The 21,362-nt window shown below is 58.3% G+C and carries 6 protein-coding genes; 5 read left to right on the forward strand and 1 reads right to left on the reverse strand.

Annotation, left to right across the window (positions count from 1 at the left end):
- From WAW39_RS25425 to WAW39_RS25435, 3 genes are all read left to right on the forward strand, one after another.
- The coding region (locus WAW39_RS25425; protein ID WP_422321964.1) for a hybrid sensor histidine kinase/response regulator at window positions 1-1,268 on the forward strand (1,268 nt) is incomplete at its 5' end.
- Window positions 1,269-1,476: 208 nt separating this feature from the next.
- The gene (locus tag WAW39_RS25430) at window positions 1,477-4,578 is read left to right on the forward strand and encodes a PAS domain S-box protein (protein ID WP_422321965.1); all 3,102 of its coding nucleotides are present in this window, start codon (window positions 1,477-1,479) and stop codon (window positions 4,576-4,578) included.
- 260 nt (window positions 4,579-4,838) lie between these two features.
- Window positions 4,839-9,845 (forward strand): PAS domain S-box protein, encoded by a 5,007-nt coding sequence (locus tag WAW39_RS25435; protein ID WP_422321966.1) that lies wholly within the window; start codon window positions 4,839-4,841, stop codon window positions 9,843-9,845.
- Window positions 9,846-9,850: 5 nt separating this feature from the next.
- On the opposite strand, the gene WAW39_RS25440 is transcribed toward WAW39_RS25435, so the two are convergent.
- Window positions 9,851-10,651 carry a ThuA domain-containing protein gene (locus WAW39_RS25440; protein WP_422321967.1) on the reverse strand — a complete coding sequence of 267 codons (801 nt, stop codon included), beginning with the start codon at window positions 10,649-10,651 and terminating at the stop codon, window positions 9,851-9,853.
- Between the two features lie 131 nt (window positions 10,652-10,782).
- On the opposite strand from WAW39_RS25440, the gene WAW39_RS25445 reads away from it, so the two are divergent.
- Window positions 10,783-19,590, forward strand: coding sequence for a hypothetical protein (locus WAW39_RS25445; protein ID WP_422321968.1), 8,808 nt, complete (start codon window positions 10,783-10,785; stop codon window positions 19,588-19,590).
- A gap of 63 nt (window positions 19,591-19,653) precedes the next feature.
- Window positions 19,654-21,339 (forward strand): hypothetical protein, encoded by a 1,686-nt coding sequence (locus tag WAW39_RS25450; protein ID WP_422321969.1) that lies wholly within the window; start codon window positions 19,654-19,656, stop codon window positions 21,337-21,339.
- The last annotated feature ends 23 nt before the right edge of the window (window positions 21,340-21,362 follow it).

Genomic DNA, 21,362 nt, shown 5'->3' on the forward strand with positions numbered 1-21,362 from the left:
GCCGCAAGCTGATCGTTGAAGGCCGGTGGACCCTGCTGCGTGATGCCGCAGGCCAGCCACGCAGCATTCTGGTCATCAATACCGACATCACCGAGCGCAAAAAAGTCGAAGAACAGCTTCTGCGCGCCCAGCGCATGGAAAGCCTCGGCACACTGGCTGGAGGCATCGCTCATGATCTCAACAACGCCCTGACTCCGATCATGATGTCCATCGAGCTGCTCAAACTGCATGAGCAGGATGCAATGCGGCTGGGCGTGCTCGCCACCATTGAAAACAGTGCCAGGCGCGGAGCGGACATGGTGCGCCAGGTCCTCTCATTTTCACGGGGCGTGGAAGGACAGCGCGTGGAGGTGCAGGCCGGGCATCTTCTCAAAGGCATTGAAAAAATCGCCAATGAAACCTTCCACAAGAATATCCGGGTCAGCAGTGACATTCCCGCAAATCTATGGATCGTTCTGGGAGATCCCACGCAGATTCACCAGATGCTGCTGAATTTGTGCGTCAACGCACGCGATGCCATGCCCAATGGCGGCACTTTACAGCTCAGCGCCGGCAATCTCATGCTGGATGAGCAATGTGCGGCGATGATCGCAGGTGCAAAGCCCGGTCCTTATCTCTTCATCGAGTTGGAAGATTCCGGCACAGGCATGCCGCCAAATGTGATAGATCGCATTTTTGAGCCGTTTTTCACCACCAAGGAGCTCGGCAAAGGCACTGGGCTGGGATTGTCCTCCGCTCTTGCCATCATTAAAAGCCATCAAGGTTTCATCCGAGTCTCCAGTGAATTGGATAAAGGCTCCAAATTTCAGGTGTACCTGCCGGCGCAGATCGTGGAAGGCGCGAGCATGCCGCCCCCGCTGCAAAATGAAATGCCTCATGGCAATGGCGAACTCGTGCTCCTGATTGATGACGAGGAACCCGTGCGGCACATCACCGGACAAACGCTGGAGTCCTTTGGCTATCGTGTGCTGCCGGCGGCTGACGGTGTCGAGGCCTCCACCTTGTACGCCACTCACAAAGACCAAATCTCAGTGGTGCTGACGGACATGATGATGCCGGTCATGGACGGGCCTGCGACGATTCAAGTCCTCATGCGCATGAATCCCAAGGTGCGCATCGTCGCCGCCAGCGGCCTCAGTGTGAAAGACATGGTGGTCAGGGCCGCAAACGCAGGCGTCACACACTTCATCCCCAAACCCTACACGGCGGAAACACTGCTTAAAATGCTTCACACAGTGCTGAACACACAGCGCACCACCTCTCTTTGACCGGATGAAACAAAATTCATTTTCATGCCAAAAATGGCGGTGCTCCAGCTTCGAAACCGCCATGAAGCATGACTGAATTTCACGCCTTCATTCCCGGTTCATTTCCCTCTTGCTCCATGGCGCTGGGAGCTGGTTCGACATCGGTGCTGCGTCGCTTCAATTCCTCCGCTGCTCAGCGCGGGCTCAGCCTGGAGGCGTGCGCTGCCACATGAGTTGGATCCTCATGCTTTTGTCGTTCCTTCTCATCTCTATGGATGTGTCGGGGCAGGAGTCTGCGATTCCTCACACCATCAGTGTGGTGACGGATGACAATTTCCCTCCCTATGTTTTCAGAGACAATGAGGGCCGTCTGCAGGGCATCATCATCGATCAATGGCGTGTATGGGAAAAGCGCACCGGAGTCACCGCTGAGATTCATGGCATGGACTTGAATGATGCCGTGCGCCGGATGAAAGAGGGCGAGTTTGATGTCATCGACGCGATGTTTAAAACACCGGAGCGCACGGCTTATCTGGATTTCGGGAAGCAGTACTCCACCATCGAGGTTTCCATCTTTTTTCGTTCCTCGATCGCTGGCATCAACAATCTTTCCTCCCTGCATGGATTTCCAGTAGCTGCGAGGCTGGGAGACACAGTCGTCAAGCTGCTGCAGGAAAATGACATCACCCCCATGTTGTTGTACAACAACTACGAGGCCATCATCACGGCGGCCAACGAGCGCAAAGTGAACGTCTTCGTCATGGACAAGCCGCCGGCTCAGTACTTTCTTCAGAAGCTAGGCTTGGGATCTGAGTTCAGGATGTCCGACCCGGTCAGCATCGGAGAGTTCCACCGTGCGGTCCGCAAAGGAAATGCCAAACTTCTGCAGCTGGTTGAAAAAGGCTTCGAAGATGTGGGTCCGAAGGAGCTCGCCTGGATCGAAAAAAAATGGTTCGGGCAGACTCTGGATGGGCATCCCTATTTGCGCAGCCTGGGTTACGCCGCATTGGCCGCCGTCTCATTGGTGACGCTGCTGCTCGGATTGAACTGGATGCTGGCGGGCCAGGTCAGGGTGCGCACACGCGCTCTGCAGGAAAAAGAGGAGCAGCTGAGCCTCTGTGTTCAACACAGTCCGGCTGCCATCGCCATGCTGGATCGTGACATGAAGTATCTCGTGGTCAGTCTGCGCTGGATGCATGACTACCGTCTGGGTGAGCAGTCCGTCACGGGTCGCAGCCACTATGACGTCTTTCCCGAAGTGCCGGCCCACTGGATGGAGATCCACCGTCGTTGCTTGGCAGGTGCTGTCGAAAAAAGCGATGATGAAAAATTCGTTCGTGCGGATGGTTCCATTGACTGGATCCGCTGGGAAATCAGGCCATGGCATCAGGCTGACGGCACGATCGGTGGCATCATCATTTTTTCCGAGGACATCACGACGCGTAAGCAGGCCGAACTTGCCCTGCTGGCGAGCGAGGCCGAGTTCCGCACGCTCATTGAATCAGCCTCTGACGGCATCCTGGTCTCGAATACAGCCGGACGTCTGCTCGAGGCCAACGCCGCAGTCTGCCAGATGCTGGGCTACACTCGTGAGGAACTGAGACGGATGGGTTTTGTCGATATTGTTGCTTCCGGTGAGATGGTGCGAATCCTGCCCGAAGTGTCGCAGTTGAGTGAAGGTGAAGTGGTGCGCAGTGAATGGTTGTGCCGGCGTAAGGATGGTTCCCAGTTTCCCGCCGAAGTCGGCTCAACGATTCTTCCTGACGGTCGCCTGCAGTGCATCATGCGCGACATCACCCAGCGCAAAAGGGCCGAGGACAAAATTCGCGAGCAGGCTTCCCTCCTGGACAAGGCGCGTGATGCCATCATCGTCTGCAGCCCGGAAGAGCATCGCATCCTGTACTGGAACCGCAGTGCGGAGCGGCTTTATGGCTGGCAGGCCGGTGAAGTGCTGGACCATTCGCAAATGGAACTGCTCAATCGAGATCCGGTGCAGTTTCTTGCCGTCGTGAAAGCCGTCATGGCACAGGGAGAGTGGGCCGGTGAAATGCAGCAGTATGACAAAGAGGGGCGGCTGGTGATCGTCGAGTCACGGTGGACTTTGATCAAGGATGCTCAGGGGCGCCCCAAGTCCATCCTCTCGATCAACACGGACATCACCGAGCGCAAAAAGCTCGAGCAGCAGTTTTTGCGCTCTCAGCGCATGGAAAGCATCGGCACCCTTGCTGGCGGCATTGCGCACGATCTCAACAATGTGCTGGCCCCCATCATGATGTCCATCGAACTCCTGAAGCTTCAGGAGCGGAGTGCTCAAAAGCATGAAATTCTTGATACCATTGAGTGCAGCGCCAAACGCGGCGCGGATTTGGTCAAGCAAGTCCTCTCTTTTGCCAGAGGCGTTGAAGGCAGGCAGTTGGCTGTGCAGGTCGGGCATCTGCTCAAGGAAGTCGAAAAGATCACCAATGAGACCTTCCTGAAAAGCATCCAGGTTCGCTGCACCATTCCCGCACCCTTGTGGGTCGTGCAGGGGGACCCCACCCAAATTCACCAGGTGCTGCTCAATCTTTGTGTCAATGCTCGTGATGCCATGCCCAACGGTGGCCAGTTGAAACTTTCTGCCAGGAACATGCTGTTGGATGGACAATGCGCGTCAATGATGCCCGGTGCCAAACCCGGGCAGTACCTCCACATCCAGGTGGAAGACAATGGCACTGGCATGCCACCAGAGGTGATTGACCGCATATTCGAACCGTTTTTTACCACGAAGGAGCTTGGAAAAGGCACAGGGCTTGGACTCTCATCGGTCATGGCCATCGTCAAAAGCCACCATGGCTTCCTTCGGGTGGAGAGTGAACTTGGGAAAGGCACCATCTTTCATATCTATCTGCCCGCGCACATGTCCGAAAATGCGGAAATTGAAGCGGCCATCCCGGGAGAACTGCCGCGTGGAAATCGTGAACTGATCCTCGTCGTCGACGATGAGGCCGCCGTGCAGCAGATCACCAAGCAGACTTTGGAAACCTTTGGCTACCGTGTTTTGCTGGCTGCGGACGGTGCCGAGGCGGTCTCCCTCTATTCCAAACATCGCTCGGAAGTCGCTTTGGTGCTTACAGACATGATGATGCCGGTGATGGACGGACCGGCAACGATTCAGGTGCTGATGCGGATGAATCCGGAGATCTGCGTCGTTGCTGCCAGCGGAATGAATGCCGCAGGCATGGAGGAAAAAGCCGCCAATGCGGGAGTCAAATATTTCATCCCCAAGCCCTACACAGCAGAAACTCTCCTCAAAACATTGGATGCGGTGCTGCATGCTCAGGTCGCCGCATGATGGAATCCGCTCCTTCATCACTAAAAGAATGCCTGTAATCTTCATCGCTTTGATGCTCAAAGCGGTAGACTCTGCGGATTCGATAGGGTAATTTAACTGTCATGAATTTTCACACGCTCTAACATACATGAATTATGTTGGAAACGCCCTTCATTGTTCTCAACTCGGATGGGGCTTGTGCAATGGAACAAGCGAAGTGCCCGACCTCAGGACTCAATTTTTTGGAGACATTGAGTGAATGGTCGGGGGGCTGTGCAGGCATGAAGAAAATCACCGCCGCCAAACGTGGTTTGCACCGCATTCGCGGACTCATTGTCGCCTTGTTAATCGCCTGTATTTGCACCTCCGTCTCTGGTCAGCTGCCTGCTCTGCCAGGTAAGATCAGCGTGGTCATGGACGACAATTATCCACCCTATGTTTTCAGGGATGGTGCCGGATTGTTGCAGGGCATCATCATCGATCAGTGGCAGGCTTGGGAAAAAAAGACGGGCGTCACCGCCGAGATCCACGGCATGGATTGGGGCGATGCCATTGAGAGGATGAAAGCAGGCGAGTTTGATGTCATTGACACCGTCTTCGTGACTGCCGAGCGCGCCACATATCTGGATTTTTCGCGACCTTACGCCACTCTCCAAGTCCCCATCTTTTTTCGAACGACGATTTCAGGCATCACCGGCCTGGCCTCCCTGAAGGGGTTTCCCGTGGCGGCCAAAGCCGGCGATGCAAGCGCTCAGCTCCTTCAGGTCAATGGCGTAGGCCCGCTCCTGCTCTACAAAAACTATGAGGCTATCATTACCGCTGCCAATGGGCGCAAAGTGAATGTCTTCGTCGCGGACAAACCGCCGGCTCTTTATTTTCTCCACAAGCAGGGCTTGGAGGCAGAGTTCAGGATGACGGAGCCGGTCAGCGTCGGTGAGTTTCATCGTGCCGTTCGCAAGGGGAATGCCGGTCTGCTGCAGTTGATTGAGAAGGGGTTCACTGATGTGGGGCAGGTGGAGTTTTCCCGGATCGAAAAGAAGTGGTTTGGGCAGACATTGGGCACCACCCGGTATCTGCGCTATCTCGGCTACGGCGCCCTGGGGGGCGCGGTACTGCTGGCGCTGCTCGTCGGCTGGAATTGGTTTCTGGCCGGGCAGGTGAAAAAGCGCACACGTGCTTTGCGGGAGCGTGAAGAACAGCTGCGCCTGTACACAGAGCACAGTCCGGCGGCCATCGCCATGCTGGATCGTGACATGAAATATCTCGTCGTCAGTCAGCGCTGGATGCAGGATTACCGCCTCGGATCTCAGTCCATCGTGGGGCGCAGTCACTACGAGGTCTTTCCTGAATCGCCGCCACACTGGTATGCAATCCATCAGCGCTGTCTGACCGGACAGGTCGAAAAATGCGATGAAGAGGCTTTTTTGCGTGCCGACGGACGTACCGACTGGATTCGCTGGGAGATCCAGCCATGGCGTCAGGCGGATGACTCGATTGGCGGCATCATCATGTTCACTGAAGACATCACGGCACGCAAGCAGGCCATGGAGATGCTTCGTGAAGGCGAAACACGGCTGATCAAGGCGTTTCGCAGCAGTCCGGTTGCTTTGACCATTAGCCGCAGGCGCGATCAACGAATCGTGGAGGTCAATGACGCTTTCTCCAGCCTCGTTGGTTGGACGCGCGAAGAGGCGGTGGAGCGTTCCATGATAGAGCTGGCCGTGCTTGATGAACCTGTGGCCGCCATGCTCCGCAAGACTCTCGATGAACATCGTTCGGTTCGCGACATGGAACTTGCTCTGCGTGCGCGCAACGGCGGTGTTCTTCATGCCATCGCCAGCATGGAAACCATCGAGTTCCAGGGTGAGCCCCATGTGGTCGCCACTTTCGTGGACATCAGTGATCGCAAGCGCACCGAGGCCGCCCTGACCCAGGTAAGCGCAGATCTTGGCCGCGCCCAGTCCATCAGCCACATTGGCAGCTGGGAATACACGGTGGCGGATGGCAGCATCAAATGGTCGGACGAGCTCTACCGGATTTTCGGGCTGCAGCCACAGTCTGTCGTACTCTCCTATGACCGGGTGCAGGAAATGGTGCACCCGGATGACCGTGAGCGCCATGACGCCTATCTTGCACAGCTTATAAACGCGCGGCCTGGCGCAGTCATCGAGCCGTTTGAATACCGTGTGCTGCGTGCGGACGGGCTGGAGGCTCAGGCGCTCGTGAAAGTCGAATTGCTCTTTGATGATCAGGGCAGGTCCTCGCGGTGTTTTGGCACGGTGCAGGACATCACCGAACGCAAACGGGCGGAGGAGGCGTTGCGTGAAAGCGAGGCCACCTTCGCCACTGCCTTCGAGAATGCCCCCATCGGCAAGGCGCTCGTCGCTCCCGACGGGCGCTTTTTACGCGTCAATCGGGCCCTGTGTGAAATTGTCGGCTACACCGAATCCGAAATGCTTTCCGTCAATTTTCAGCAGATCACCCACGCGGACGATCTCGAAATGGATGTTGCCAATGTGCAGAAAATGCTCCGTCACGAGATCAAGAATTTTGAGATGGAGAAGCGCTATCTCCATAAGAACGGCGGTGTGGTGTGGGTGCTGCTCACTGTTTCGATGGTGGACGACGACCAGGGGAATCCCGCGTTTTTTGTTTCCCAGATGCAGGACATCACTGACCGCAAAAAAGCTGATCAGCGCATCCGGCAGCTCAACCGTCTTTATGCCATGTTGAGCGGCATCAATGAGACCATTGTGCGTGAAAAAAATCAGGAGGCCATGCTGTCGACGGCCTGCCGCATCGCGGTTGAAAAAGGCCTGTTTGGCCTCGCATGGATTGGTCTGCTGGATCCTGACACCGGCCAGCTGCAAATCGCCGCACACATCGGTGCCACGCAGGAAACCCTGGCAAGGCTCGAGGCCGTCATCAGTGGTGCGCAGTCCGGCTCTGGCTGTGCCATGACAGCGCGTGCATTGCAGTCCGGCCAGCACTCGGTTTGCAATGACATTGAGCATGATCCTGACGCCGCCTGCTGGCGTGCCGATGCCCTGTGCCGGAGTTATCTCTCCATGGCTTCGCTGCCGTTGAAATCAGGGGACAAAACCATCGGCGTGTTCAATTTGTATGCCGATACGACGGAGTTCTTCGACGCAGATGAACTGGCCTTGTTGGATGAACTGGCTGCGGACATCGGTTTTGCTCTCGACATCAGCCGGCGTGAGGCAGAATTGCGCGAGGCGGACAAACGCTTCATCAAGCAGCGCAAGACCTTGATCGAACTGACACGCCATTGGGCGGGGGATGCTGAAGATGCCTTGTTGCTGCTGCGTAAAATCGCCGAAGGTGCGGCTCAGACCCTGAACGTCTCCCGTGTCAGCATCTGGCGCTACAACAGCGACCGCTCCGCCATCAAATGCGTGGATTTGTTTGAGTGGGAGGAGGGCCGGCACTCGTCTGGCATGGAGCTTTCAGCCGCCACCTATCCGGCCTATTTCCGCGCCCTCATCGAACAGGAGATGATCATTGCGGATGATGCCGCCCAGAACCCAAACACCAGTGAATTCGTGGAAGGCTGTCTGCAGCCTCACGGCATCCGGTCCATCCTGGATGTGCCCATCATCGTGGGCGGGTTTCGCACCGGTGTGCTCTGTCTTGAACATGTTCGCACGTTGCGGGAATGGACAGCGGATGAGAAAACCTTTGCACTTGCGATGTCCAATCTGGTCTCTCTGGCGCTGGAAGGCGTGGAGCGCAGGCAGGCGGAGACCTCCCTGCGCGAGAGTGAAAAGCGCTTCCGTCAGTTTGCTGAAAGCATCGAGGAGGTGTTCTGGATGACCGATCCCACCGGCAGCGAAATGATCTACGTCAGTCCGGCGTATGAAAAAATCTGGCACCGCACCTGCGCCAGCCTGTATGCAAATCCGCTCAGCTGGCTGGGCTCAGTGCATCCCGAGGATAGGGAACGCATTGAGCAGGCGGCGGCGGCCAAGCGGGCACGCGGAGAGTATGACGAGCGCTACCGCATTTTGCGTGCTGACGGCACTCAGCGGTGGATTCATGACCGGGCTTTTCCCGTGCGCGATTCACACGGTGCCGTGCTGCGCATCGTCGGCACGGCGGAGGACATTACCGAGAGCAAACAAGTGGAGGCCCAGTTGCTGCGTTCGCAGCGCATGGAGAGCATCGGCACGCTGGCCGGAGGCATCGCGCACGATCTCAACAACGTGCTCACCCCCATCATGATGTCCATTGAACTGCTCAAGCTGCAGGAAACCAATGAACGGCGGCTGAATATATTCTCAACCATCGAGACCAGCGCCAGACGCGGAGCGGACATGGTGCAGCAGGTGCTCTCTTTTGCGCGGGGCGTGGAAGGGCGGCAGCTCGCCGTTGAAATGGGACGCCTGCTCAAGGAGATCGAAAAAATCGCCAACGAAACCTTTCTCAAGAACATCCAGGTGCGCAGCAGGATCCAGACGGATTTGTGGGGCGTTCAGGGAGATCCCACTCAATTGCATCAGGTTTTGCTCAATCTCTGCGTCAATGCACGTGATGCCATGCCCAATGGCGGCATGCTCAAGCTCTCTGCCAGCAACGTGGTGCTGGACGAGCAATGCGTGGCGCTGAGCCCCGATGCTAAGCCCGGACGGCATGTATTGGTCGAGGTGGAAGACAGCGGCTCTGGCATGCCCCCCGATGTGTTGGAGCGCATTTTTGAGCCGTTTTTTACCACAAAGGAAACCGGCAAAGGCACAGGCCTGGGTCTGTCCACCACACTCGCCATCATCAAAGGGCACCAAGGCTTCCTGCGGGTGCAAAGCGAGATCGGGGAAGGTTCGAAATTCCAGGTTTATTTGCCTGCAAATGATTCAGCAGACATGCAACCGGACGTTCCTGTTGAGACGACGCTCCCGCGTGGCAACGGCGAGTTGGTGCTGGTTGTCGATGATGAAGACACGGTTCGTCAGATCATCAGTCAGACGCTGGAAGCTTTTGGCTACCGTGTGCTGCTGGCGGCGGATGGTGTCGAAGCCTCGACGGTGTTCACCGCCCACCAGGAAGAAATAGCCGTGGTGCTCACCGATATGATGATGCCTGTCATGGACGGTCTGGCCACCATTCAGGTGCTCATGCGCATCAATCCTCAGGTGCGCATCATCGCCGCCAGCGGCTTGGGCGTCAAAGACATGGTGGCCAGGGCCATGGGAGCTGGCGTGAAACACTTCATTCCAAAACCCTACTCGGCCGAAACTCTCTTGAAGACCCTGGCCGAGGTCTTGCTGGCCTAGCCGAACTACTTCTGCTTGGCTTCGTAGCCGGGGAGGGGTTTGCCATCTTCGCCAAGCTTGCCACAGGTCCAGAGCAGGCCCCGGGCGACGAGGTCGAGATAAACGGGTGACTGCATCGTCTCGTTGCCATGGCCCAGCGTGGTGCCGAAGACCTTGGCTTTGCCATACTCGTTCACCCAGATCACGTTGTGGTCCATCTTCGTGTCCTCGCCATAGGCCTTGGCCAGCGGGACAAAGTGCTCCCAGAGCTTTTCGTTCTTGTACAGTTCGTCCTTGGCGTCGAGCCATTCCGCCGGGAAGCCTTTCATGACCGGATGGCCCTCCGCGATGTTCTTCACGTTCAAATCACGGTTCTTTTCATGGCTCATCGAGGTCTGGCCCACGCACTTGCGCCACTCGTCGGTCTTGGCCGTGCGGTAGCTGTGGGTGGAGCAGTGCAGCATCACCGCCGGGACACCGTTATGGTGTGCCTTGGCGATGCGTTCCACAAACGCCACGTCATCGACTCCGCCGAAGCATTCGTTGTGCAGGACCACATCATAGCCCTCGGCCCAGTTGTCCTTTTCATAGATCGAGATCTTGTGGCTTTTGTCCTTTTTACCTTCCGGCCCTTCTTCATGCACGATGGTGAATTCCACATTCGCCCGGGCGCTGAGGCCCTCGCTGAGGATGAGCTTCTGGTTCTCATAGTCATGGCAGCAGCCGCCGGTGATCATGAGAACCTTGAGCGGTTTCACCTCCTCCTTCGGAGCGGCGACGGCAAACAGACAGGCGATGGACAGCAGGGAAATGAGAAGGGGACGCATGGCGGCGGATGAAGTTGGGAGGTCGAGTATGCGCGGAATGCATCGGTTGTCTTTCATGAATCTCGATTGCTTGCGGTTCTATCTTGTCCTCGGCATAGGAGATTTGGTAAAAGAGCTCGTAAATTTCTTTTATGAAAATCCGGTTTCTTTTCCTCGCCTCAGCCATGGCATGTTTCGGACAGACCACTCCGCCGGGGGCCGACGCGGAAAAATATCACCAGATGCTTCTCAAGCGTCCTCAGGCTGGTTTGGTCTATGACAGATTCTACTCAGCGTGGATGGAGGCAGGCACGGCGGACTCCCTGGCCGAATTTTTGCGCCAGCGCACCAGCACCACCGCCGATCTGCTCGTGCTGGCAATTTTTCACGACCAGCGTGGCAACGAAGCCGAAGCTTTGAAAGCTTACACCGCGGCCCTGGAGCGCGAGGGGACAAACGCACGGGCTTGGTTCCAACGGGCCAAACTCGAGGCGCGCATGATGAATTTCGAAGCGGCCCTAAAATCGCTCACATCAGCGGAAAAAGGCGGCGCGGATGGAGCACTGGGCCGTGAGATCGGCCAGATGCGCGGGCGCTGGCTCCTGCGCACAGGCAAGCCGGAGGCCGCCTTGCAGGCATGGCGGGATCTGGTGAAAGCGAACGCGGATGACGAAGATCTGGTGGAGGAGGTGGTCGAGTTGCAGCTCGACGAAGGTCTCTTCGCCGAGGCGGAGGCGCAGATGCTGGCGTTGATTGCCAGCACCAAAGCCCCCTACGCCAAAGCCGTGCGCCAGCTCCGCCTGGCCGAAATCCAGCTGCGTGCCACCAAGAAGGACGCCGCTCTCGCCCTCCTGAACTCCACCCTGGCAGACACCGGCCAGGGCACTTGGATCGAAGGTGAAGTGCTCGCGCAGATCGAAACGATGTTTCGTCGCGATGAAAACCTCACCGGGCTGGTCAAGGAGCTTGAAAAGCTGCAGGCCGTCCATCCACAGCGCACCTCTCTGGAGCGGCAGCGCGCACGAGTTTTGGCAGAGCTGGGTGATAAAGACAAGGCACTGGCCATCTACGCAGCACTGCTGCAAAAAACACCAGGCCAGCGGGAGCTGCGCGAGAGCTACCTGGATTTGCTGGCGCGCTTTGAGCAGTTCAAGGAGGCCATCGCGCAAACCAACGTCCTGCTTGAGCAGTCACCCGATGATCGTGAACTCCTCATCCGTCTGGCAACACTGCAAGAACGGGCGAAGGACAAAGCAGCAGCCAAAACCACGCTGGATAAATTTCTAGCCGCGAAAGACACCGCTGAGTTTGATCACCTCCGCGTGGCGCGGCTCTACGAAAGCTGGGAGCGTGGTGACGATGCCACTCTGGCCTATGAACGCATGGTCACGGCCTTTCCTGAGAGCAGTGCAGCCAAAGAAGCACAGGCCCATTACCTTCACCGCAGTGGCAAACGTGATGCCGCGCTGGCCATCTGGCGTGATCTCGCCAAAAACGGCGATCTCTCCCAGCTGATGGCCGTGGGCCAGGCGCTCATGGCACGTCTCGAACCGCAGGCGGCTTTGGAAGTGCTCCAGGCACGTCACGCGGAGTTCGTAGGCGATGAGCGCTTTCTTGGGCTGCTGATCAACTCAGCGCTCAGCGCCAAGAAACCCGTGGAGGCCATTCCATGGGCGCTCGCTCGCGTGCGGGCTACCACAGACGTCAGCTTTATGGATGATGCGCTGCGGCAGGTCGTGGCATGTCTCAAGGCAGATGAGCCAAAGTTTGCCGAAACCATGGCCGCTTTGCAAAAGAGCACCCAGACTGTGCAGGAGCGCATTCTCCTCGCCACGCTCCTCGAAGAAAAGCAGGACCATCTGGGCGCTGAGAAAACCCTGCGCGAAATTCCAGCGGAGCATGCACTGGCGGCGCAGACACGGCTGCTTAAGCTGATGGAATCCCGCCAGGACTGGCTGCGCGCGACGCAGGAGGCGGAAAAACTCATGGCCATGCCCCAGGGCAGAAATTCCACCAACATTCAGCGTCTGGTGGACTTGTCCGAGCGCTCGGGAAAACCAGATCAGGCGCTCAAATGGGTGGCGGAATGGAAGACACTTTCTCCCGGCTCCGCTTCTCCTTGGCTGCGCGAGGCCAAGCTTCTTCAGCTCAGCGGCAAAGGACGCGAAGCTCTGAAGGTGCTTCAGGCCGCCACTCGTAAATTTGAAGACGATGAGTCCGTCGCGGACGCACTGGCCTCCGGCTACATCGAGCAAGGCCAGATGAGCGACGCAGAGCGGGTTTATCTCTCACTGTTTGAAAAGGAGGAAAAGCCGGAGGACAAAATGCGCTGGGTCGGCATCCTCGCGCGTCTGGCCGGCGAGCGCGGCCAGTTGAAGGCCCTCACGGATAAGTTCCTCGAACGGCAGCGCACCAATCGTGCAGATGCGGCGCCATGGCTGGCCCTCGCAGAAATCTACCGGGTGGCAGGCAGCACCACAGAGCAGGAGCGTGCGCTGCGCGAGGCCATGCGCCTGCGGCCTGACGATGTCACCCTCGCCATGCAGGTAGCTCATATGGATTTAGAGATGGGCCAGTCGAAGCGTGCTATCGAGGAACTCCAGCGCCTCGCCGGTCGCTCCAAAGGTGGGCGCGTGCAGCAGATGATCGCATCGATCGAAATCGAATACGGCGATGCAAACACCGGCTACCGCATGCTCTATGAGCTGGCCGGCGGCGCGCAGATGGATGCGGATGACGCTCTCACCTTGGCCAAAAGCATGACGGCCCATCAGGACTGGAAGCGAGTGATGAGCTTTCTTGAGCCGCTGCTGCGGCGCTTCCCCGAGGACTATCGGCTGGGCTATCTGCAGGCGGTGGCGCTTGAGGAGGAGGGCAAAACGGACGCTGCCATGTCTCTGTTCATTCGCCTCATGGCCCAATCCCAGGAACTGCCCGCAGTCCTTGCGGCCACAAAAACTCCCTCCAGCACAGGCAATTATCTGGAGGAGTTGGAAAAGCGCACGCCCAAGGGCTATGCAGACCTGATTCGACTCACTTCCGGATCTTCCTACCAGGCTTACAATTATCGTTCGAATTCCATCCGCTTCTCGGGGCAGAACGCCAGCAAGGCGGTGATGGTGCCCTCCGGCCTGAACAGCCTGCACTCGATGTCGGTGGCGCATGCCATCACCCTCATGAAGGGCGAGATGGCGCAAAAAAAGGCGGCATGGAAAGCAGAGGCTGTCAGTGCGGGTGCGCTTGCCGCGCGTTATCTTGACGCTCTCGATATCGATCAATACTACCGCATACGCAAAAGCGCGGACGCCTTGGAGAAATATCCAGATGATGAAGTGGTGCTGGCCTATTCTATCAGCAACGGGGAAAACATTTCATTCGAGACCGCTGCAAGTGCGTTTGAACATTTTAAATCCAAATACCCCGATCTTGCCTTTCAGGCCGCCAGATATGCCGTGGCGGATGGCGGTGAAAAAGGAGTGCCTTTGCTCACCGAGGCCGTGGACCTGCTCGAAAAAATGTCGCCGGATGAAATGCGCAGATCCTACGCAGGGCGTTATTACTTGGGATACCTGATCGGCGGCAATCAGAGCATGGAGCAGAGACCTCCATCTTATTCGCTGCCTGAGCCGCTGTGCCGCCGCATGCTTTCCTTGCTGCTGCTTCAACTCGACCAGACCGACCCCAGCCTGCCGGCCCAGCTTTACAGCACAGGCGTGCCCAATGCAGCCAACGCCTGCCGCACGCAGAAAGCATGGAAGGAGTTCGTTGCCCTCATGGAGCGCGAGGTGCGGATCTGGGCTGAAGACGCACCCACTCGTCAGTCATGGGCGGCTTTCGCCACGCAGTTCAACCGCCGAACTCAGACTCCCTCCGGCCACATGCTTGCCCGCCTGCCTTTCCCCGGTGGGACCACGTTGCCCCACACTCTGGTGCTCTACTTCGGTCGCAAGGACATCTACAATCCGCGTGAGGACGACAAGTTGGAGCCTGAGCCTGAGGATTACGCAGGCGTGAAGCCCTTCATTGATGGCGTCAAGTCTCCGGCGCTGCGTGCCTTGCTGGCCTACAAAGCCGGTGAACGCGAGCGTGTGGAGCGGGAGGTGGCCCAGCTCCTTGCCGCACCAAATCCTGCTGTGGATGATCTCCTGCTCGCGGCCTCATGGTTCAGCATCGAGGACAAGTATGACCGTGTGGCCGAGCTGCTCGTCCGCGCTTCCAGCATGAACATTCCCGCCAGTGTCCGTCCGGCTTTTGACGCCGCCCTGGCGCATGCGGCTTTGAAGCTGAAACCACAGCCAGGCAGCCCCCTGCTGGAGCCCGCGCAGATGGCCCTGCGCCGCCTTCGCAGCGCCCGCGTGACTTCAGAGCAGAAGGACGAATTGCTCGCTGCCATGAAAAGCCTGCAGATGGGAGATGAGGCGGAGCAGTGGTCCCGCATCGCCATGGTGGCTCCGTCGTCGAGTCAGCGTTCCACCAGCTATGTCAGCAGCACCAGCATCGACACGAAAAAGCTGCTCACGTTGGTAGCCGGCAAGGATGAGGATGCCATCGTGAAGGAGGCTGTCATCCAGCTCAAACGCGCCCTGACGTATGCCAGCAACGGCAATCAAAGCTACGCCGCCAGCCGTGCCAAGGAGATCAGGCGCCTCTTGAGCAAGCCCGGCCTGTTTGAAAAAGTTCAGGCTGTCTTTGACCCCGGGGAAAATGCCACGGTGTCCAAAATGTACGATCAGGCGCAGTTCTTGATCCTCATCGACCACAAGCCCGACGCCACCAAGGTGCTGGAGAAAATCGTGGAGATGAACCCCAAGCACTTCCAGGCGCGTCTGCACCTTTGCTCGCTGATCGCCGGCGCTGACTCCGCTCGCGCTGTGAAGATGTTGAACGATGTCCCTCTTTCCGCCTATCAGCAGAGCGGTGTCGGCAGCCTCATCGCCGAAGTCATTAGCCGGGATGACTCCCTGCCGTTTGAGGGCAGGATAAACATCGTCGATGCGCTGGCTGGTATGCTGGAAGCCGCTCCGGCTGGGGCGGCGGTCAAAGGTCTGGATTGGATGATCGATCTGCCGGCCATGGTCGCAAACCAGACGTATCGGTCTCCCCGCCTGGCTCATCTCTATGCCCGGCCGGGGGCCAGCCACGAGGATGACGAAGGCTACCTCTCCTCGACATCACCCGAGGCGCTGAAACGACGCGAAGTGCATGACCGCATGTGCCAGGCCCTCATGAAACATCCCGCGCTCGCAGAGGAAGGCTTCCGCCGCTTTGCGTGTTTGACGATCCATGAGGGCAAAAAAATGGATGAACTGGCCGCCACAGCCCGGCGGCTGCTTGAGTCGGCCAGGTCGGCCCCTCGCATCCAGCGTGGCAGCATCACACGCCGCTACGGCTTTTATGAGGAGGTGACCGGCCTGTGGGCACCCACGCCGGCGGAGTTTCTCATCTGGAAAGGCTGGAAGGAGAATCAGCTGGAACAGGCGCAAAAGGACATCATGCCTCTGGTTGCCGCCGCTCTGGACAGCACGCAGCAGAGCGTTCTGCGCGCGCAGCTGGCCGTATGGTCCTGCCCGCCCGAAGCCTTCGTGCACCATGCCAAAACCTACCTCACCACCGCCAGTCGTGGCGGTTCAAACTACGGGGATGAACCGCATCTGGTATGGCTGGTGGACCGCTGGGTGGAGCGCGGCATCGAAGGCCTGCCGCTGGATGAAATACTCGCTGGCAGCATGAAACAAAACCGCAACTTCAGCGAAGGCTATGCCATCTCCCACTATCTGGGGCTGCGCCAGCAGCTGCGCCCCGAAGCCGGTATGGAGCCCTTCTTCGCCCGGATTATTTCCGGGGCACTTGGCAACGATCAAAACACCTGGGCCAAGACCATGAAAAGCACGATCGACGCACGCTACGGGCGTGGCGGCTCTTATAATAACGCCGCCGCTTATTCGCTGCTGCGTGTCATGGACAGCATGATCCGGAAACCCGCTACATTTGGCGCCGGATTGCAGATGGCTTCACTCGTGGGGGCCACGAGCGATCCCAACTGGATGAGCAACAGCAGCTACAGCATGAACGCAGTGATGAAGTCCCCTCAGCATGCTTTTGCAGCACTCGGCACCATGGGCTGGCTGGGAGCTGCCGAGCATGTCAGCCTCCCTGAAGATCCCAACTGCCTGCAGGTGTTGTTCTTCAAAAAGCTGCGGGAAAACCGTGACACCATGCGTGACCTGCGTCCGAAACTTGCAGACATGAAGCAGCGCACCTTTGGGGTGGAGTTCTGTGAGGCCCTCCTGCAGGACGCTCCGGCAGGTCCGCTTTCCACCATGTTGAAACGCCGTGCTGCGGATGTGGAGAAGATCCCGGTAAAGAGTGGTCCCGCTTTTATGGCCCTCCTCAAGTCGCAGATCACCGCGCTCAACCAGCCTGCCACTGCGGACCCCGCTCTCGTGAAGGTTCTCGCTCCGTTCCTCGGCGCTGAACAAAAGAAGGCCATGGACGAGATCGATCGCTGGATCGCCACCGAGAGAGTTGAAGACGTGAATGCAACTGCCAGCAGCTATGCGGACAAGCTCAAAGACACTCTGAAAACTCTCATCCCGGGGGATGTCGACAAGGCTCAGAAGCTCTTTCTCCATGCCTGTGAATTGATGGAGGCCCGGGCCTCATCCCAAACATGGAGCAGCTATGCAGGAGCGAACGGCTGGTTCACCCGGTCCGACATCCTGGACGAACTCAAGAAAGAGTGGCCCAAGCCGGAGACCATGGCCTTTGTCATGCGCCTCTTTCACGAGGACACCACAGGCAATCTGTCTCCGGACGGCTGGGCGGTTAACAGCGGCTATGGCCAGACCTTGATCGAAATCTGGCGCAACAACAGCGGCAATGCGGCCATGGGTCGCGGGATTGATGCCATGCTCAAGCGCGCAGCCGAAGTCATGCAGGACACGCCTCACACGCTCATGCCTCTGGCCTTCCATGACTTCTATTTCAAGCTGCCGCAAAGTCAGCGCGTTCCCGCCATGAAGTATGCAGCCAAAATGCCTGCGACCCATCCTCACGCGGCGTTGGGTCGTGAACTCGATTACGCAGGCCGCTTCTTCCTCAGCACGGATAATCAGGCCCGTCAGAATGCCGCTACCCAAAAAGCCATCGAGGAACTGGGAGGCATGCAGCCCGTGTGGGAGTATCATCGTGCGTTGCTGCGCGCGGACAAGGCCATCCCCCAGGTGCGTCAGTCCCTCGTGCATTTTCTCTCCTACTGGGCCCATGACGACATCGACCCGGAATGCGCGAAGCTGGGGGCAGCCGCAGCACTGGTATCCATGAAGGAGAAGCGCTGCATCCACGGTTATCAATACGGCTGGATCATGCGCGCCTTCAATCTTCTGCCTGTCGATGCCGCATGGCAGGCCGCCGCGCAGGAGCACTGGGACGCATGGCTGGCGCGCCTCGCCAATGGCGGCCTGAGCAAATACCAGCCCTGCGACTGGGTCATCAACAGCATGCTGCGCATGACTGCCCGGGCGAACAATGATGACTGGATGCGCGCCATGCTGCGCCAGCACCACCACACGCTCAGCAATGAGCAGTCAGGCATCGTCAGCCTCATGCTCGGCGGTCAGCCACAGCTCGCCGCAGAGCATTTCAAGGCCGAGTGGCGCGGCTTTTTGCAGGACCCGCAAAAAGAACTGCTCTGGAGCAAAGAGATCATCGAAAACCTGCCTGCCTTCAAAGCGGCCTGTGGCGACCCCGGCTTGGCTTTGCTGGGAGAGATCTACCTCTCCTACATCAAAGACCCCTCAAAGTCCGAACAGGTTGCCATTCAGGGATTCAAGAATCGCGAGGATCGTTTCAAAGACCTCGCCAAGCGCTTCAAAGAAACCAAGTTCACGGATGAAGAGATACGCAAAGACTGCGTCGAGATCATCTGCAATTTCTACGATGCCGCAGACCTGATCCGCGATGCCGTCGATGAAGTCGCAGCCCAGACCAATATCGAGGCGCTCGCAGCCATGGATCAAACCTGGGAGCACTGGCGCCAGCTCAAGCCCCTGCAGTTCTCTTATGGCTGGAAGGCCGCGCATGGAGATGTGAAGCCCAACATCGCCGCCTATGACCGTGCGCTGGCCGCCCGCTACAGCCAGAGCTACTACCAGCGCTCGGCGGTCAAAGAAACCGGCTGGGGCCCGACATGGGTCGGCGGCTGGTTCTGGTCCCGCGAATCCGAAGCGGGGCGCACCCCGGACGTCCGTCCCGTCCTGCCTTTCCTGGATTATGTCATCACCAAAACTCCCACCGAACTGCGGGAAATGCATGTGGCCGACTGCGTGACTCAGAAATGGCTCATCCACCTCATCCTCAACGAGCCCGCTGCCTTTGATTCATGGCGCAAAGGCTTGAAGGAGGAGGACCGGCGCGATTTCAAAAAGCGCGTTCTGGAGCGCTGGGAGATGTGGACCTGCATCCGCCAGTTCTCAGGCACACAGAAAAAAATGCGCCTCACACCAGAGCAGCGCGCCCAGCTTGTTGCCGCAGTGGCCGGGGATGAATGGTGCGCCGCCATGTATCCAGCCGCCGGTCCGGGCATCCCCAATCTCATCAACGACATCGTGCAAAAGAGCACCGTCTTCAAACCGGACGAATTCGCTCCCGTAGCAGCCCAAATCGCCACAGCACTTCCCCGCATGGGGCGCACCGCCAGCGAGGCCGCAGACCTGCTGGCAGCGAACGGAAAAAACGACGCCGCAGCGCCGCTGTTCGCGCTCGCCTTTGAGCAGGCCCGCAAAGAAAACGAGAAGGACTACGGTCTCGCTGCCGGCTACGCTGTGAAGCAGGCAGAGATTCTCGAGCGCACCGGCAAAAAGCCGGAGGCGCTGCAAGTGCTTAAATCGCTCGACGAGAAGCGCTTGGGCGGTGGTGTTAAAAAATCCGTCGAATCCGCCATCACGCGTCTTTCCAAATAGTCCCAAGCAAAGTCTTGTCCCGCACGTCCCTCTCTGGTAAAACCCTCAGCAATTACGCACGCCATGCCTGCTCACGATCGAATCCTCGCGTTTCTGTCAGCTGTGAAAGCCCGTCTGGATCTCGCCTGGCTTGTCCGGGCGTTCTGTGGCTCTCTCCTCGTCATCGGCTCCGCTCTTTGCCTGTGGTGCCTGGTTTGGGTGCTCCGCGGTTACGCTGTGCCCGCCAGCGGTTACATCGCTTCAGCGGTCGCCCTGCCCGTCATGGCTCTGGCCGCCTGGCTGCTCGGTCGTGCCACTCAGCGCAAAGCCGCCCGCATTGCCGATGAGCACTTCGATTTGAAAGACGCCATCAGCTCACACCTGGGTTTCAGTGATGAGCATCGCGAAGGCGAATTCATCGCCCTGCAGGCTGAGGCCACTGCCGTGCGCGTGCAGGCGCTTTCCCCTCGCAGCATTCCTGTGCAGTGGCCGCGGCGCATGCTCACCATCGCCGGTGTCCTGCTGCTGTCCTGCTTCGTCATGGGCTTCAAAAAAGATTCCCCCATCGTGGTCGAACGCCTCGCGCTGGAAACCGAAACCGTGCGCAAGAGTGAGGAGATCAACAAGGAGCTCGAAAAGGAGGTCGAGGAACTTCTCAAAACCGCCAGCGATGAAGAAAAGGAACTCCTGCATCCCGACGAGTGGCGCCAATGGGTCAAGGAACTGCGCGAGACCAAAGACCGCAAAGAGGCGATGCGTCAGTACGCCGAACTTGAGCGCAAGCTCACCGAAGCCGCCCAAAAGCTCAGCCAGCGCGAAACCGAGCAGCTTCTCGCCAAGGCCGCGCAGGAAATGAAACAGACCGCCGAGCTCAAGCCCATCTCCAAATCGCTCGAAGAACAAAACTACCGGCATGCCGCCGAGCAGCTGCGCCAGATGAAGCTCCAGGCCGATGTCCGCAAACCCGACGAAGCCCAGAAGGAACTCGCACGTCTCAAGTCCGCCTCCCAGCGCATGGCCGCCGCCGCGCGCAACTTCCAGCAGCGCACCGGCCAGCAGGGCAATCAAGGCAAAGGCAATCAGTCCCAGTCCAGCCAGAACCAGAACGCGCAGCAAAGCGGTCAAAACCAGCAGCAGTCCCAAGGCCAGCAAGGCAGCCAGGGGCAGCAGAGCATGGATCAGCAGATGACCGCCCTGGAGCAGTCCGTGCAGAATCTGGAGCAGCAGCTCCAGCAACAGCAGCAGAACCCCAGTCAAAATCAAAGCCAGTGTCAGTCCTGCCAGAACCAGGCCAATCAAGCTTTGCAGAATCTCACGCAAAGCATGTGCCAGTCCTCCGCCAAGCGTGACATGATGAAGAAGCTGCAATCACTCAGCCAATGCGCAGGCAAGTGCCAGGGCTTCATGTGCAACAAGGAATGCCAGAGCCTCAGCCAGTGCCTCGGCACCAAACCCGGCGGCAAAAAACCCGGTTCCGGCACCGTCGAAAGCCGCCGCGTTGAAAGCGAAGCTACTCAGGACAATGGCAACCGCGACCAGCTCACCGGCCAGAAAGGCAGCGGTCCCAGCAACACCAGCATCGAGTCTGCCGACAGTGGCAGCGGCCGTGCCACCCGCACCGCCACTCTTCAGGAAAAAGCCTTCCAGCGTCAGGTCGAAAGTTTCATCCAGCGCGAAGACGTGCCCGCCGAAGTCAAAGAAGGCGTCAAAGAATACTTCAAAGGCATCCAGCAGGTCGGCAACGAAACCGCCACCCCGGCCTCCAAGTGAAGTAGGTCACATTCACTCGTCAT

The organism is Prosthecobacter sp. (assembly GCF_049294395.1).
GTDB lineage: Bacteria > Verrucomicrobiota > Verrucomicrobiia > Verrucomicrobiales > Verrucomicrobiaceae > Prosthecobacter.

Excerpts from the sequence above, each read along its gene's own strand:
- WAW39_RS25435 (WP_422321966.1), top strand. The coding sequence starts at position 4,839 with ATGAAGAAAATCACCGCCGCCAAACGTGGTTTGCACCGCATTCGCGGA.
- WAW39_RS25430 (WP_422321965.1), top strand. The coding sequence starts at position 1,477 with ATGAGTTGGATCCTCATGCTTTTGTCGTTCCTTCTCATCTCTATGGAT.
- WAW39_RS25440 (WP_422321967.1), bottom strand. The coding sequence starts at position 10,651 with ATGCGTCCCCTTCTCATTTCCCTGCTGTCCATCGCCTGTCTGTTTGCC.
- WAW39_RS25445 (WP_422321968.1), top strand. The coding sequence starts at position 10,783 with ATGAAAATCCGGTTTCTTTTCCTCGCCTCAGCCATGGCATGTTTCGGA.
- WAW39_RS25450 (WP_422321969.1), top strand. The coding sequence starts at position 19,654 with ATGCCTGCTCACGATCGAATCCTCGCGTTTCTGTCAGCTGTGAAAGCC.